Source organism: Alteromonas sp. G5_S2_22_S1, assembly GCF_054968525.1.
On the sequence record NZ_JBQKUJ010000001.1, the window covers coordinates 207210 to 222482 of the forward strand.

Consider the following 15273-nt stretch of genomic DNA (forward strand, 5'->3'; position numbering starts at 1 on the left):
CTTTTCAAGATGAAAAGAAAAAAGGAGAGTTAATATCAACTCTCCTTTTGTTTATTAATTAGTAACTAATACCTAACTGGCCTTAGACACCGCTAGCTTTTCTTCCGAAAGTGCTTCGCTTATCGAAAGTACAGGCTCATTTTGATAAACACGCTCAAGGAATGCCTTGTAGACATCAGCAAATTTTTCTTGCTGAGCAAGCTCGCCAAACACTTCTTCTATCTTCAAGAAGCTTAAGCTGTCTGTTTCATTTTGCTGGGCAGCGCGATGAAGTGTACCAGACAATACGTCGTTAATTTCTAGCGGCTTTCCGTCTTGAGACGCGTGTTTATCTGAATAATACGACCAACACGCGACAACGAAGGCACTAATACTTACATCACGCCCAGCTACTAAGTTATCTCGTACCGTAGGCAGCAAGAACACTGGCAGCTTGGCTGAACTTTCTAAGCAAATACGCGCCAAGGTATCTTTGATAAAAGGATTTGAAAAGCGAGAGATTAACGTATCGCGATAATCAAATACATCAATGCCTTCAACCTCATCTAGGGTTGGCATCACCTCTTTTTCCATAAAGATAGACAATAGCTGTTTTAATTGCGCAGCTTCTACACTCTCATGGATAGTATCAAGTCCGGCAACTGAACCCACTAGCCCTAGTACTGAATGCCCAGCATTTAGCATGCGTAGTTTCAGCTTTTCATAAGGCGCTACATCGCTAACAAATTGTGCGTCCACTTCATCAAACTGTGGCTTAGTATTACAAAAGTCATCTTCAATAACCCACTGCTTGAAAGGCTCACATACTACTGGCCAGCTATCTTCTACCCCTTGTGCTTTAAGCATTACTATATCTTCGCTTGTAGTCGCAGGCGTAATTCTGTCTACCATAGAATTAGGAAAGCTGACGTTCTCGTTAACCCACTGCGCTAATGCTTGGTCGAATAACTCAATATAAGCTAGCAACATCTTCTTCAACACATGACCGTTGTGCTGAATATTGTCGCACGACATAACCGTAAAGGGCTTAACGTTGTTTTCTCTGCGCTTTTTGATTGCAGCAACCAAGTAGCCAAAAACCAGTTTAGGGCTTTTCGGATTTTCGATGTCGTGAAGCACATCTGGGTTAGTGGTAATAAACTCACCTGTAGATGCATCAAAGTTATAACCACCTTCAGTGATGGTTAAAGAAACGATACGCACTTCAGGCTCAGACATTTTATCAATGACAGCTTGAGGATTATCTGGCGCCATTAAGAAACCAGTCATCGCACCTATCACTGACGCAGAGCGCGACCCGTCATTGTGCTTTTCAACCAATGTGTAAAGATTGTCTTGCTCATCGAACACTTTTTTCATTGCTCGGTCGTTTTCACGAAGGCCTACACCACAAATACCCCACGACAAATTACCGGTCTTGGCCATTAATCTGTCTACATACATGGCTTCATGTGCACGATGAAACCCACCCACGCCGATGTGAACAATACCCGTTTGAACATTCTCCACATCATAAGCTGGACGCTTAACGTCAGCAGGCAAGGATGGCAAGTTAGCTCTGTTTAATAAAATTGGCGTTTGAGATTGCATAAAAACCTTATTAGCTTTGTAGCGCTTTCTGGCGACGCATCGCCCAATACGCAGTAACGAAATAGATAACGGTGCACGCGAACCCTATGTTGAAAAATAAATCACGGTTCGATTCGTACACGGCAAGCGTGTCACTAAGAGAAAACGTTTTAATTGCTAGCGCGATGGACACAAGTAAGCTAGCTACAGAAGTAAGGCGCAATAATTTAGTTGCGGCGCTGATATCCTCAACGTGGTCGCTTTCTAACGCCGCTTCTTGCTGTTGGTGTTCTTCAACACGCTCGTCAAAGGCCTTCACTTGCGCTTGTTGCTCAGGGTATTCTTCTTTCGCGCCATATTTAGCAGCAAGCACGGTATATACGGCTATTGTGAAGAACCATGTAGGGATAAACAGGTAATAGAATGAAATAACATCTAACGCATTTAACCCAAAGCCGAACACAAGTCCTAGGCCCCAGCTTGCAACAGCGGGTGTGCTATGGGTAAGGCTTTGATAATGGGCCCAGTAACGTGTAAACCCAATGCGAGGAAAAATCATATGCTCAGCGAAGACTATTGCACCGACTGGAACAACAAGCAGCCCGGCATAAGTTAAAAGTGGCAGCAACTTAGTAAATACGAATGGGAAGCACGCGATGGCTACGGTAACCATACCAACTATAGCAGTGGTTTTAGTACGTGATTTATCTTTAAAAATAGCTTGTGCAGCAAGTCCGGCACGATAAAGGTTAGCGTTTGCGGTAGTCCAGCCGGCAACGATAACAATAACAAGACCAGAGAGACCTAACGCGTGGAATGCCACGTCACCTGGATCAAGTTCTACAATAGATTTCTGCACAATAACCGCAGTCCCCGCGCCCATAATACCCGCTGAGATCCATGCGATATAGTGGCCAAACAACATGCCTGCTGAGGTGCAAAGACCGTAGCGCTTGCGTTTCGCAAAGCGTAGTAGCGCCATATCAATAAGGCCAAAATGCGTGATGGTATTTGCTGCCCAAGAGAACCCAATAACTTCTAATAAGCCAATTCCTGGCTCACCGCTTTGCGTTAAACCGGTCCACACCGACGTACTGCCGATATGCATAAAGTCGTTCCACGACGTTAAGAATGTTTGTCCTATCACAGATTCTGCCAATGCAGGCATAAGAATAAGTGGACCACAGATAAACATAGTGAAAAGCCAAGGGGCACAAATACGAGAGAAGTCCGACACAGCGTTAAAACCGTACATGGCAACAAACACAACAATAACGCCCACAGCCAACACAACAGCAACAAATGCTAAATTAGTCGGGTACCAGTTCAACTGCGCTGGAATGTTTAACGCAAATCGAACGGCAGTGGCTGATACGGTAATCATCGCAGCGGAAATAACGGTGAATATGATCACATTCGCCCAGTTATAGAGCTTGGTCATTGAATCACCCGCTATCTTCTGAAGATAGGAGTACAAGCTTAGACGGGTTTCAACAGCTATAGGTGTAGTGATAAGTGTCCAGCTCAAAACAGCCAGTAGGTTACCAATAAGTAAGCCTAACAAGATGTCGGTCATGGTGGCGCCTAAGGCGACAAACGTTGCACCGAAAACAAACTCTGTGGCCGCAACGTGTTCACCGGCATACAAGCCCATAAAGTGCTTCCAGCCTTTAAGTTTATGCTTTGCGACCGGCAGTTGCTCGTCGCTTACTTTTGAAATATCAATATCGCTCGACGTTGACTTCATCTTCAAATCTCTTGTTGTAGGTGGATATCTCTTTGTTGTGTCTTTGTAGCGACAATGCAGATGGAGCAATTGCCCAACTTGTGAGACATATCTCATTTACGTGAATATTTGCACATACCCTTTCATTTGTAAACACGAATTAACAAAATAAAGTCGCTATGCGTTAAATTTTTAACACGACAAAATTGCTCAACAAATGTACGTCAGCCTTTTCCCTTAGGGGTATCTCTTTGAAGTAAATAACGAAGATATAAAATGGTATTGTTAATACATTGAGTAATTTCAGCGAGTTTACGTAAAACAGCGTTATCGCGATTGGCGCATTAAATTAACGGTAGAAACGTTGGCATCAATTACTTTACACTTAAGCAAATATTCAAGGGGTGCTTTTTATTTCCCTTGTAATCATTGAACAGGTATTGCGTAGGAAAGTATGGAATAAGGCAAAATATGGTAAATGCATTAAGGGTGATTCTTGCGAACTGATAACATTGATTTAGTTATTTTTGACTGTGATGGTGTACTTATAGATAGCGAAGTGCTGTCTGTGCAGGCGTGGAATTCGGTTTTAGCGAATTATGATATTGCACTCACTAAGCAGTATTTTATCGAAAACTTTCTAGGCAAAAGCATGGAGCATGTAAGGAGCAAAATAGAAGAGGATTTTGCGCTTTCATTGACCCCTTCTCTGGAAGGTGAGTTTCATACACTGCTTTTTCACGCCTTTGAACGCCACCTAACTGCAACGTCAGGCATTATAGATGTTCTCTCTTCGTTGCGTGTCCCCTTTTGCGTGGCGACAAGCAGTTCACCAGAGAGAACCGAAAAAGCATTAAAAAGTACTGGCCTAATTACCTATTTTAACGACCGTATATTTACCCGCTCATTGGTAAGCAGAGGTAAACCAGCGCCAGACTTATTTCTTTATGCCGCCAATGCACTTAATTGCAGCCCACGCACCTGTTTAGTGATTGAAGACTCCCAGCCAGGCTTGGCGGGGGCAAAAGCCGCCGGTATGCGCTACCTTCAGTACACAGGCGGTACTCATATACGTAACCTAGTAGAACACCACGAGCACACCATTGCTTCTTGGGACGGGTTTACAACACGGTTCCCTGACTTATTTAATACGAGAAAAAAACATGAGTAAGAAAGCACAAAACGAACTCAACAAACTGGATGAAGCGGCCAGAGCGGGATGGATGTATTATGTGGGCGGAAAAACACAGGACGAAATAGCGAAAACCCTTAAAACTTCCCGTCAAAGTGCGCAAAGACTGGTCGCACTGTCTATGTCAGAAGGGCTGGTTAAAGTGCGCTTGGAACACCCTATCGCCAGATGCATGGAATTAGCGCAAGGGCTACGAGAAAAGTTTGGGCTGACATTTTGCGATATCGTGCCAAATGTAGATGACGACCCTAACTCTACACAAGGGCTGGGACAGGCCGGCGCGGCAGCTATAGAACGCGCACTTAAACACGACGCTCCGCAAACCATAGCATTTGGCACCGGAAGAGTGCTTCGTGCTTGTGCGGATGAGTTATCGTTATTGCACTGCCCGCAACATAAAATTGTTTCTCTCGTCGGTAATATAGCTGAAAATGGAGAAGCGACCCGTTACGACGTGGCGGTACATGTTGCTGACCGATTAAAAGCCCAGCACTACCCTATGCCAACGCCGGTCATTGCTTCGAGCAAAGAGGAACGAGGTGTATGGCATCAACAAAAGCATATATCTCGCATTCATTCGTTGGCCGAACAGGCTGATATCAGCTTTGTAGGCATAGGCAACCTAGGCAGCGTATCTCCGCTATATAAAGACGGATTCATTGACGACGACGAGTTAGGCATTCTAGCCGACTCAGGCGCTTGCGGCGAAATTATCAGCTGGGTGTTTAACGAAGAGGGCGCATTGATCAAGTGCGACATTAACCAACGGGTAACGAGCGTTAAACTTAAAGCCACCCCAGAGAAACCCGTTATTGGTATTGCTGCGGGAGACAACAAATTCAATGCCATTAGAGGTGCGCTTCGCTCTAAATTTTTAAACGGGTTAATCACTACAGAGCGCACGGCGTCAGCATTACTTGATGCATAGCACGACTTAAAATTGAAGCGATTTTTTTCAAAATTCATATCGAAAGTCGCTGAGAAAAAGCAAAAAAAACAGTGAAGCGCTGTTTTTTTGCGCTTTTTCTGCTGCTTTATCGAGCAAGCCATTTCCCCTTCCGTCATCGCCTCTACCCCTTTAATACTAAAGGCTAACAGCAAATTCCACTCTACTTACATCTTTAGTATAAGGTATTGACTGATATACCTTGTTATTCGAATGAATGTTTTTTACTCAACCTGGTTGTTTTTTAATTAATTCCAACAAGCAAAACTTTTAATCAAACAAACGAAGGAAATTTAACCATGTTGAAAATTGTTAAAACCTCTTTAGTCATAGCAGCGTCTACCTTAGCTTTCTCACATACAGCGCAAGCAAACGATGTAAACGAAGCGCTAGCCAACATTTGTACCATTGTGCAAGCAGACGACAAAGGTGAACTGCGCAAAAAAATGCGTCGTGTGCAATCTGACTTTAAGTTAAAACTTCGCGATTACTACTCTGGTGTTTCGTGTGGCGGACAAAGTCTTATTAGAACAGCTTTAAGCAACAATGCTGTTGAAGTAGGCACACTATTGGTGAAAAAAATGCCAAGTAAGGATTTGACCCAGCCAGAAGCCGACGGTAAGACTCTTCAGGCTTGGATTGCAGAACAAGGCTTACAGAGCTCTCCTATCTCTGCCGAACTTAACGATAGAATTTAAGCTATTCACATTACCATGTGAGCCCATTCAACATGGTTGCAGCAATAGCTGCATTCGAAGGCCCCACTGCTACGGGGCCTTTTTTATTGGGCTAATTCCGCTTCATCCCCCCGCCCAAACCCAAAGGTATACTTTGGTATACCCTGTTATTTTACAACATGTTTTTCAATTACTTAGTTTGAGGTTAAATACATCTCAACGAACAAACATAATCTTAAAAACAACAAACGAAGGAATTTAACCATGTTGAAAATCGTTAAAACTTCTCTAGTAATTGCATCATCTACTTTAGCTTTTTCTAACGCAGCGCAAGCGAATGACATTAACGAAGCCCTTGCGAACATCTGTACTATTGTACAGGCAGATGACAAAGGCGAACTACGCAAAAAAATGCGTAGCGTACAGTCAGATTACAAGCTTAAGCTTCGCGATTACTACTCAGGTATTTCTTGTAACGGTCAAAGCCTTATCCGCACGGCCATTACTAACAACGCAGTGGACGTAGGTACACTACTTGTAAAGAAAATGCCAAGTAAAGACCTAGCGGCACCTGAAGCTGACGGCAAGACTCTTCAAGCTTGGATTGCAGAGCAAGGCCTTCAAAGCTCACCAATTTCAGCTGAGCTTAACGGTAGAATCTAATAAAACAATTAAGTCACACCATGTGATACACCAGTTCAACATGGTAGCGGCAGGATGCCGCACTGGAGGCCCCTTTTTGGGGCCTCACCCCTTTCTACTCCCTAAAAAAGTCATTCTCTTTGCCTTTACCTATCCGGCCTTTTTAATACTAACTTTGTAAAGTTTCGGCGTACCAATGGGTATCGTGGCTGCTATTCACTGCTGAGTTTTTGTCAATGAGGTCATAGATACCTTTCTTATCTTCAAAAACAAAAAAACCGAGCTAAATAACGTATCCAAAAAACTTGGTTACCTATTTGCTCGGCTTGTCGTGCGCACTTTTACCTGCGCACGAGTTTTATTGCTCGTTTAACTACTATGGCATTACTCGATAGCAAACATGCTCTCTGGCATAGACATCAAGTTGTCAGCGCCTGATTGCATTGCAGAAACAAGAGAACGAGTACGTGTTAACAAGCGGTCAAAGTAGAAACCCGTCGTTAAGATCTTGCTCTGGTAAAACTCAGTTTCTGTACTACCGGCATCGAGTTGCTCTTGTGCCTTCACTGCCATTTTAAGCCAGAAGTAAGCCACGGTGACGTAACCCGAGTACATCAGGTAGTCAACAGACGCCGCACCTATTTCATCTGGGTTTGACGCGGCGGCTTTACCAATATCCATAGTAATTTGCTGCCATTCGTCAAGGTGAGAACTCAGGGCATTAGTCCAGGCACTAAATTGGGCGTTGTCGCGAAGCGAGTTACAGTAGTCACGTACTTCTTGTACAAATACATTAAGCAACTCACCGTTAGAGCCCATTACTTTGCGGCCTAATAAGTCTACCGCTTGAATACCAGTAGTCCCTTCATACATGGTACAAATACGCGTATCACGCGCTAGCTGCTCCATGCCCCACTCTTTGATAAAGCCATGTCCACCGTAAACCTGCATGCCATAGCTGGTTGATTCTTGTGCCGTTTCGGTTAAAAACGCTTTTACAATAGGCGTTAAGAAAGCAAGTTTAGCTTCAGCTTCTTGTTTCTCGGCCGCATTATCACCGTAAAGGGTAACGTCAACCATTTGCATGCAATAAGCGGCAAGCGCACGATTTCCCTCAGCAAACGCCTTTTGCGTCAATAGCATACGGCGCACGTCAGGGTGCACGATAATCGGGTCGGCCGGACCATCTGGGTTTTTACGCCCGGTCATTGAGCGAAACTGAATGCGATCTTTCGCGTAGCGCAGCGCACCTTGGAATGACGCTTCCGATGCCGCAAGACCTTCTAGACCAGTACCAATACGTGCTGTATTCATAAAGGTAAACATGCAATTTAGGCCACGGTTTGGTGGGCCAATTAAGAAACCTTTTGCGCCGTCAAAGTTGATAACACACGTTGCGCTGGCCTTGATGCCCATTTTGTGTTCAATACTGCCACACGCAACTGCATTTCTATCTTGCTTTTCGCCTTCTTCAGATACATTGAATTTAGGCACCACAAATAGCGAGATACCTTTAGTGCCCTCTGGTGCGTCAGGCAAGCGAGCCAACACGATGTGTACGATATTTTCAGACATATCGTGTTCACCGGCAGAGATAAAAATCTTTGTGCCCGTTAAGCTATAGCTGCCGTCTTCCTGAGGCTCGGCGCGACATTTCAGCATGCCTAAGTCTGAGCCACAGTGCGCTTCGGTTAGACACATTGTGCCTGTCCACTCACCGCTTACCAGTTTTTCAAGAAACATTTTTTGCTGCAACTCAGTACCGTGGGCTTTTAATGTTTCCATACAGCCCTGACTAAGGCCTGGGTACATGGCCCACGAGTGGTTCGCGCCTGAGAACCATTCAGCAATGATAGAAGACAATGAATATGGTAGCGCTTGACCACCAAATTCTTCTGGGTGAGACATACTTGGCCAGCCACCCTCTACGTAGGTTTGATACGCTTCTTTAAAGCCTTTCGGCGTCGTTACTTCGCCATCAACCCACTTGCACCCTTCTTCATCGCCTGATGCGTTAATAGGTGCAAGCGTGTTTTCAGAGAACTTAGCAGCTTCTGCAAAAATTGCAGACACTAAGTCTTCAGACGCTTCTTCGAATCCCAGCTTCTGATAGTGATTTTGATAATTTAGTAGCTCATGTGTTACAAACATGGCGTCACGTTGTGGAGCTTTATAACCTTCCATACCCAATACCTATATAACTTCAAATAGACCAGCAGCGCCCATGCCGCCACCGATACACATGGTGCAAACTACATATTTCGCACCACGTCGTTTACCTTCGATGAGTGCGTGACCCACCATGCGAGCACCGCTCATGCCGTATGGGTGACCAATAGAAATGGCACCGCCGTTTACATTTAATAATTCGTCTGGAATACCTAACTTGTCGCGGCAGTAGAGTACCTGTACTGCAAATGCTTCGTTAAGTTCCCATAGACCGATATCGTCCATGGTTAATCCATGCTGCTTTAATAGCTTAGGAATGGCGAATACCGGGCCAATTCCCATTTCATCAGGTTCACAGCCTGCCACTGCAATACCGCGATAAATACCAAGTGGCTGAGCACTGCCTTTCGCTGCTGACTGCTCATCCATAATAACTGTTGCACTTGCGCCGTCTGAAAGCTGGCTCGCGTTGCCAGCTGTAATGCAGCCGCCTTCAATAACAGGGTTTAACGCTTTCAAACCTTCAAGAGTAGTTTCTGGGCGATTACCTTCATCTTTAGACAAGGTGACTTCGCGCTCAGAGGTTTCACCCGTTTCTTTATTGAACACCGCTTGAACTGCTGTAATAGGTACAATTTCGTCGTCAAACTTACCGGCCTCTTGCGCTGCTGCTGTGCGCATTTGACTTTGGTAGCCGTACTCATCTTGTACATCGCGGCTAATGTTATAACGCTTGCCTACCACTTCAGCGGTTTGAAGCATCGGCATGTAGATATCTTTGTGCTTAGCAACAAGTGCAGGGTCAACGGCACGGAACATATTCATGTTCTTGTTTTGTACCAGTGAAATAGAATCTAAACCACCGGCTACCATAATGTTGGTATCGCCAGTACGAATAGCATTTGCTGCTGTAGCGATGGCGTACATACCTGAACTACATTGACGGTCAAGGGTCATACCCGCAACCGTAACAGGAAGGCCGCCGGCAAGCCCGGCTAACCGGCCGATGTTCATACCACCGCTGCCTTGTGTGAGCGCTGCGCCCATGATGACGTCATCTACGCTAGCAGGGTCAATACCCGCACGAGATACCGCATTTTCAATGGCATGACCACCTAACGACGGCGCGGGTAAGTTGTTTAGTGCGCCTTTATAGGCACGGCCTATTGGTGTACGTGCTGTACTTACAATTACTGCATCACGCATATTACTGTTCCTTCGTATTGCGCAAAATTCAGCTCAACTCTGCTCGTAAAGCTAAATTTCACGTTTTCTTTAGTGTGCGTAACGTAAGCCGCTAACGGCTTACGCCTTACTCATTACTATTTTTTAAAAAACTAGGCTTTTGCGTCATAGCTTCTAAAACTGCCGCCCTCTTGGGCCAGCTTTACCAATAAATCACTTGGCTCTAACCACATCTTTCCGTATTCGCCAAGCTGATCGCGATAAGTGGTTAGCTTATCTAAAATGGTCCCAAGCCCTACTTCATCGGCATATTGCATAGGGCCGCCGCGGTACACTGGGAAGCCATAGCCGTAAACATAAATCACATCAATATCGCTAGACTTTGCCGCAATACCTTCCTCTAAAATCGCCGCACCTTCATTGATCAGTGAATACATAACACGAACAAGAATTTCTTCATCGCTGATGTCAGAACGCTGTTGAACGCCTAGGCGTTCCGCTTCTTGCTTAGCAATTTCAAGTACTTCAGGGTCTGGGATAGGAACGCGACTCCCTGGCTCGTAGTTGTAAGCACCACGCCCGGTTTTTAGCCCGTTGCGCCCTTTCTCTACAAGGCGATCTGCAACCGCGCCGTAGGCGGGATCGTGGGAAATGTGTTCTTGGCGAGATTGACGCACATAGTAACCAATATCTAAGCCCGCCATGTCGCCCATCGTGAACGGCCCCATTGGCATGCCAAATTCTGTTAAAACGCGATCAACCTGTTCAGGCGTCGCTCCTTCAAGAAGCAATCGATTGGCTTCACGACCGTAAGGTTCAATCATACGATTCCCCACGAATCCAAAGCATACACCTACTAACACGGCTACTTTCCTAATGCGCTTAGCCATCTTCATGCAGGTTTTGATAACTTCGGCGGATGTCTTTTCTGCTTTAACCACTTCAAGCAGCTTCATAACATTGGCAGGCGAGAAGAAATGCAGGCCAATCACATTTTCTGGGCGTGACGTCGCGGTAGCAATTTCGTCTATGTCCAGTGTCGATGTATTCGAGGCCAAAATAGCGCCGGGCTTGCACACTTTATCAAGCGTTGAGAATACTGTTTTCTTTACTTCCATTTTCTCGAACACAGCTTCGATGACTAAGTCGACATCAGAGAGATCATCGTATGATGTGGTGCCAGATAGCAGCGCCATGCGACTTTCTACTTGTTCTTGAGTAAGCTTGCCTTTTTTCGCAGAGTTCTCGTAGTTCTTGCGAATGAGTGCAAGACCCTTTTCCAGCGCCTCTTCTTTAAGCTCAAGCATAGTTACGGGAATACCGGCATTAGCAAAGTTCATTGCAATTCCGCCCCCCATGGTACCTGCGCCTATAATTGCGACTTTTTCGATACTGCGCTCTGGCGTGTTCTTATCAAAATCACTCACATGACCTGCCGCTCGCTCTGCAAAGAAGAAGTGCTGCTGTGCTCTGGCTTGTGGCGTGTTCATACATTCCATGAACAACTTGCCTTCGTTTTTAAGGCCATCGTCAAACGCTAACGTATACGCGCCGCGCACTGCCTCAATACACTTAAGGGGAGCGAAAAAGCCACGGGTCGCTTTTTTCGTTTGCGCTGTTACCGCATCAAACACGCCTTTAGTTTCATCTGTCATCGTAAGCGAAATGTCGCAAGTACGTTTGATGGCTTTATCTGGCGTAAGGCCCTGCAGATACGCTTTGGTATCTTCAAGCAAATGCTCTGGTTTATCGGAAATTTTGTCAAAAACACCTGGTAACTTCACTACTGATGTAGGTTTGCCCGTTACAATCATTTCAAGGGAAGTTTGAACATCGGCTAAACGCGGAAGGCGCTGCGTACCGCCAGCCCCAGGCAAAATTCCAAGATTAACTTCTGGAAGGCCGACTTTGTTGCCCGCAAAAGTAATGCGGTGGTGACACGCTAACGCTACTTCTAACCCGCCGCCAAAGGCTGGCCCGGGAAGTACGGCAACCACGGGTTTTGTCGCGTTTTCTATCTTGTCTAAAACTTCAGGCAACATGGGCGACAAATCGCCACCGGAAAACTCACTGATGTCTGCACCACCAGAAAAAATGGGTAGTGAAGAAGTAACAACGATTGCTTTCACGCTTGCATCGTTAAGCGCGCTTTCTATACCTTCAATTAAGCCAATTCTTATTGCGCGTGATAGCGCATTTACCGGTGCGCTTTGCATTGTAAGGGTGGCAACACCCTGCTGCACTGCGTATTCGACAGCTTTATTTTCCATCTCAGTCATAACCATGTCCTGTTTATCACGTTAACCGGATGTTATTGCAGTGTTGCCAATCATCCAAGTTTATTGGTGTTATAGACATTCATCATAATATTTAATAACACGCCCCAACCCGTTAGCGGGTTCATTTTTGTGTTTAGCGCTAGCTACGACTCGCTTAAGGATTAATTGACAGCTTGAAGAAGGAGTGTTTTTGTTAAACATGCAGTACAGGTTATTACATTTTATTTACATAAGGATGGTGAACGATGCAAGTCCTCAAAACACCGGAAAGTGCTTTTGATAAAATACCCGACTTTCCTTACGTGCCTCGGTATGTCGCAGTTACCGATACGATAAGCAGTGAAATTACGATGGCGTACTATCAGTGTGGCCCGGCTGACGGCCATACCATTCTATTAATGCACGGCGAACCCACATGGGCCTATTTGTACAGAAAGATGATGCCTATATTAGCAAAGGCGGGGTTTAACGTAGTGGTTCCCGATTTAATAGGCTTTGGCCGTTCTGATAAGCCAATGCGCAAAGAGGACTATACCTACGCAAGGCACGTTATCTGGCTTAAAGAATGGTTTACTCAGGTTGTTAAAGGACCGACTACATTGTTTTGCCAAGATTGGGGTGGGCTTTTGGGGTTACGACTTGTCGCAGATATGCCGGAGCGCTTTACTGGTGTAATGGTATCTAATACAGGGTTACCTACTGGAGATCATCCGGCAAGCGACGCGTTTATAAAATGGCGCCGTTTTTCTCAAGATACACCGGTTTTTCCCACTTCGGCCATTATCCAAAACGCTACGGTATCGGATTTACACCATACTACCCTAGCCGCCTATGACGCGCCCTTTCCAGACGAAAGTTACAAAGCAGGTGCGCGAATGTTCCCTTTATTAGTGCCCACAAGTCCGGATAATCCAGAGGCACAAGCCAACAGGCTGGCGTGGGAAAAACTGAAACAGTTTAACAAACCTTTTATTACTGCGTTTGGCGACAGCGATCCAATAACCAAAGGCGGCGAAAAGATATTCCAGAAACTAGTCCAAGGCTGCGATGGCATGGCGCACACCACGGTTAAAAACGGCGGACACTTCATTCAAGAAGACCAGGGTGAAAAGTTAGCCGAATTACTTATACGGTTTATTCAACAAACACATCAGTCAACAAATTAATAGGAGTTTACCATGGATGCACTACTCGACTTTACGGGGCAAGTAGTACTAATCACCGGCGCAGGCAGTGGCTTTGGCCGCTTGCTATCGTTAGGTCTTGCTAACCGGGGCGCGAAACTGGTTCTTTCTGATATCAATGAAACAGCCCTTGAAGAAATTCAGCGCGATGTAAGTACATTAACCGATGTTGCAGTGCTAGCTGGTAACATCGCGAGCGAATCACTCAATAAAGAGCTCGTTAACAAGGCGATGGAGACATTCGGCCGATTAGACATTGCAGTCAACAATGCGGGTATTGCTCATCAGCCCGCTCCTGTTCACCAGATGACAGAAGAAATCATAGACGCTCAGTTTGCCGTAAATGTAAAAGGCGTTATGTTCGGCATGAAATATCAGATTCCCGTCATGCTAGCGCAAAAACAAGGACACATATTAAATGTAAGTTCTCTTGCCGGTTTGGGCGGCGCGCCTAAAGGCGGCGCTTACGCGGCGGCGAAGCATGCGGTTTCAGGTATTACCCGAACTGCTGCCGTTGAATATGGGCGTAAAAATGTAAGGGTTAACGCAATTTGCCCGTTCTACAGCCCTACCAATATACTCAATGTGGACGGCTATAACACGCCTGAAGCCCGCGAACAGCTGGGTATGGGTAGCCCAATGAAGCGTTTAGGCGAGCCTCAAGAAATCGTCAATACCATGATGCTCATGCTGTCACCTGGCAACAGTTACATGAATGGACAAACCATCGCCGTAGATGGCGGTGTTACGGCGTGGTGATAAAAACGTTGCCCATAAGCTTAGCAATAAGTATGGAAACCAATACCTTGGTATAACCCGTAACCTTTAGATTTCTCTCTACTTTAGTTGTAATAAAGGTGAACAAACAAAACCGATTAAAGAGGCGAGTGCAACCGCCTCTGCAATCGACCCGTCACTGCAAAAGAGAAAAGTGTGATGATAAAGCCAAGTAAAAACATTTTCTTATCGCTCGCGCTAAGCTTATTCGCCATTGTTTTTACTCCTGCTCTGGCTCAAGAAGCACCACTTTCGTTAACCAGTGTAAAAGAAATAGCCTCTAACCCAAGCAATAAGAAACAGCGCCTCAATAAATCGCTGGCACTTAACGCTGTTAAACGCACTACCTCCTTAGTTCCTCAACGCAAAAAGCCATCGAACCGCTTGTTTCTCATTCATAGCGTACTCCCTAACAGCCGTACCAGCGCTGAATAATTACCATTTAACAGTCTTAAAGCTAGCGTAAAAGACGGACGAAACGGTAACGAATGATAAAGGCGCTTAAACACCTGATAGTTGTAATGTTGCGTTAGCGCTTAATAAACTGAAAACTCAAAGGATAAACCCAAAGTTCCCCTTTGTTTGCTTTTACCGCTGCTACAATGGCAAAGATAACGTTCAGCAAGCCAAGTGCGATAAACCCAAGTGCCCCGATGATAATGAAGGTGAGAATAAAGCAAATTACTGAGTAAACGAGTAAGCTCAGTAGCCAATTAGCGGTCACTCTGCCATGCTGGTTAATATCTTCGTTTTGATCTTTATGTGCAATCCAAAGCACTATCGGTAAAATAATACCAAGACCGGGAATAACAAAGCTCGATAACTGAGAAACGTGGATCAGTGTGCAATAACTGCGGGCATTTAGCCCCCAATAAAGTGGCGCTTCCGTTGACATAAATTTCCTTATAATTGAATAAATGTGTTGTG

13 protein-coding genes are annotated in these 15273 nt (G+C 45.3%); 7 read left to right on the forward strand and 6 right to left on the reverse strand.

What is annotated here, in order from left to right; translation table 11 throughout:
* Positions 1 to 72 precede the first annotated feature (72 nt).
* Complete coding sequence (locus ACTRWF_RS01005) at positions 73 to 1590, reverse strand: mannitol dehydrogenase family protein (protein WP_287151651.1); 1518 nt, start codon at positions 1588 to 1590, stop codon at positions 73 to 75.
* 10 nt (positions 1591 to 1600) lie between these two features.
* The gene (locus ACTRWF_RS01010) at positions 1601 to 3316 is read right to left on the reverse strand and encodes a purine-cytosine permease family protein (protein WP_015067042.1); all 1716 of its coding nucleotides are present in this window, start codon (positions 3314 to 3316) and stop codon (positions 1601 to 1603) included.
* A gap of 475 nt (positions 3317 to 3791) precedes the next feature.
* Between ACTRWF_RS01010 and ACTRWF_RS01015 the strand changes: the two genes are divergently transcribed.
* The 4 genes from ACTRWF_RS01015 (at position 3792) to ACTRWF_RS01030 (ending at position 6773) form a co-directional block, all read left to right on the forward strand.
* On the forward strand, positions 3792 to 4466 hold the full coding sequence (locus ACTRWF_RS01015) for an HAD family hydrolase (RefSeq protein ID WP_287151653.1): 675 nt from the start codon (positions 3792 to 3794) through the stop codon (positions 4464 to 4466).
* Positions 4459 to 5415 carry a sugar-binding transcriptional regulator gene (locus ACTRWF_RS01020; RefSeq protein ID WP_278382889.1) on the forward strand — a complete coding sequence of 319 codons (957 nt, stop codon included), beginning with the start codon at positions 4459 to 4461 and terminating at the stop codon, positions 5413 to 5415. The genes ACTRWF_RS01015 and ACTRWF_RS01020 overlap by 8 nt, the downstream gene beginning before the upstream one ends.
* Before the next feature lie 317 nt (positions 5416 to 5732).
* Positions 5733 to 6131, forward strand: a complete 399-nt coding sequence (locus ACTRWF_RS01025; RefSeq protein WP_015067039.1) for a DUF3718 domain-containing protein — start codon at positions 5733 to 5735, stop codon at positions 6129 to 6131.
* Positions 6132 to 6374: 243 nt separating this feature from the next.
* A complete protein-coding gene (locus tag ACTRWF_RS01030; RefSeq protein ID WP_287151120.1) occupies positions 6375 to 6773 on the forward strand; it encodes a DUF3718 domain-containing protein in 399 nt (132 codons plus the stop codon).
* Positions 6774 to 7136: 363 nt separating this feature from the next.
* Here the strand turns inward: ACTRWF_RS01030 and ACTRWF_RS01035 are convergent, their stop codons facing one another.
* The 3 genes from ACTRWF_RS01035 to ACTRWF_RS01045 all read right to left on the reverse strand — a co-directional run bounded on the left by ACTRWF_RS01035 (position 7137) and on the right by ACTRWF_RS01045 (position 12385).
* The gene (locus tag ACTRWF_RS01035) at positions 7137 to 8936 is read right to left on the reverse strand and encodes an acyl-CoA dehydrogenase C-terminal domain-containing protein (protein ID WP_020745823.1); all 1800 of its coding nucleotides are present in this window, start codon (positions 8934 to 8936) and stop codon (positions 7137 to 7139) included.
* A 9-nt stretch (positions 8937 to 8945) separates the two neighbouring features.
* Complete coding sequence (locus ACTRWF_RS01040) at positions 8946 to 10127, reverse strand: acetyl-CoA C-acyltransferase (RefSeq protein ID WP_012518227.1); 1182 nt, start codon at positions 10125 to 10127, stop codon at positions 8946 to 8948.
* A gap of 131 nt (positions 10128 to 10258) precedes the next feature.
* Positions 10259 to 12385: a 3-hydroxyacyl-CoA dehydrogenase NAD-binding domain-containing protein gene (locus ACTRWF_RS01045; RefSeq protein WP_462834963.1), complete on the reverse strand. Its 2127-nt coding sequence runs from the start codon at positions 12383 to 12385 to the stop codon at positions 10259 to 10261.
* A 245-nt stretch (positions 12386 to 12630) separates the two neighbouring features.
* Here ACTRWF_RS01045 and ACTRWF_RS01050 point away from each other — a divergent pair, with 245 nt between their 5' ends.
* The 3 genes from ACTRWF_RS01050 to ACTRWF_RS01060 all read left to right on the forward strand — a co-directional run bounded on the left by ACTRWF_RS01050 (position 12631) and on the right by ACTRWF_RS01060 (position 14781).
* A complete protein-coding gene (locus tag ACTRWF_RS01050) occupies positions 12631 to 13551 on the forward strand; it encodes a haloalkane dehalogenase (RefSeq protein WP_012518225.1) in 921 nt (306 codons plus the stop codon).
* 12 nt (positions 13552 to 13563) lie between these two features.
* Complete coding sequence (locus ACTRWF_RS01055; RefSeq protein ID WP_012518224.1) at positions 13564 to 14328, forward strand: SDR family NAD(P)-dependent oxidoreductase; 765 nt, start codon at positions 13564 to 13566, stop codon at positions 14326 to 14328.
* 177 nt (positions 14329 to 14505) lie between these two features.
* The gene (locus ACTRWF_RS01060; RefSeq protein ID WP_012518223.1) at positions 14506 to 14781 is read left to right on the forward strand and encodes a hypothetical protein; all 276 of its coding nucleotides are present in this window, start codon (positions 14506 to 14508) and stop codon (positions 14779 to 14781) included.
* Between the two features lie 94 nt (positions 14782 to 14875).
* Here ACTRWF_RS01060 and ACTRWF_RS01065 read toward each other — a convergent pair whose 3' ends face one another.
* On the reverse strand, positions 14876 to 15241 hold the full coding sequence (locus tag ACTRWF_RS01065) for a DUF4870 domain-containing protein (RefSeq protein ID WP_012518222.1): 366 nt from the start codon (positions 15239 to 15241) through the stop codon (positions 14876 to 14878).
* Between the last annotated feature and the right edge of the window lie 32 nt (positions 15242 to 15273).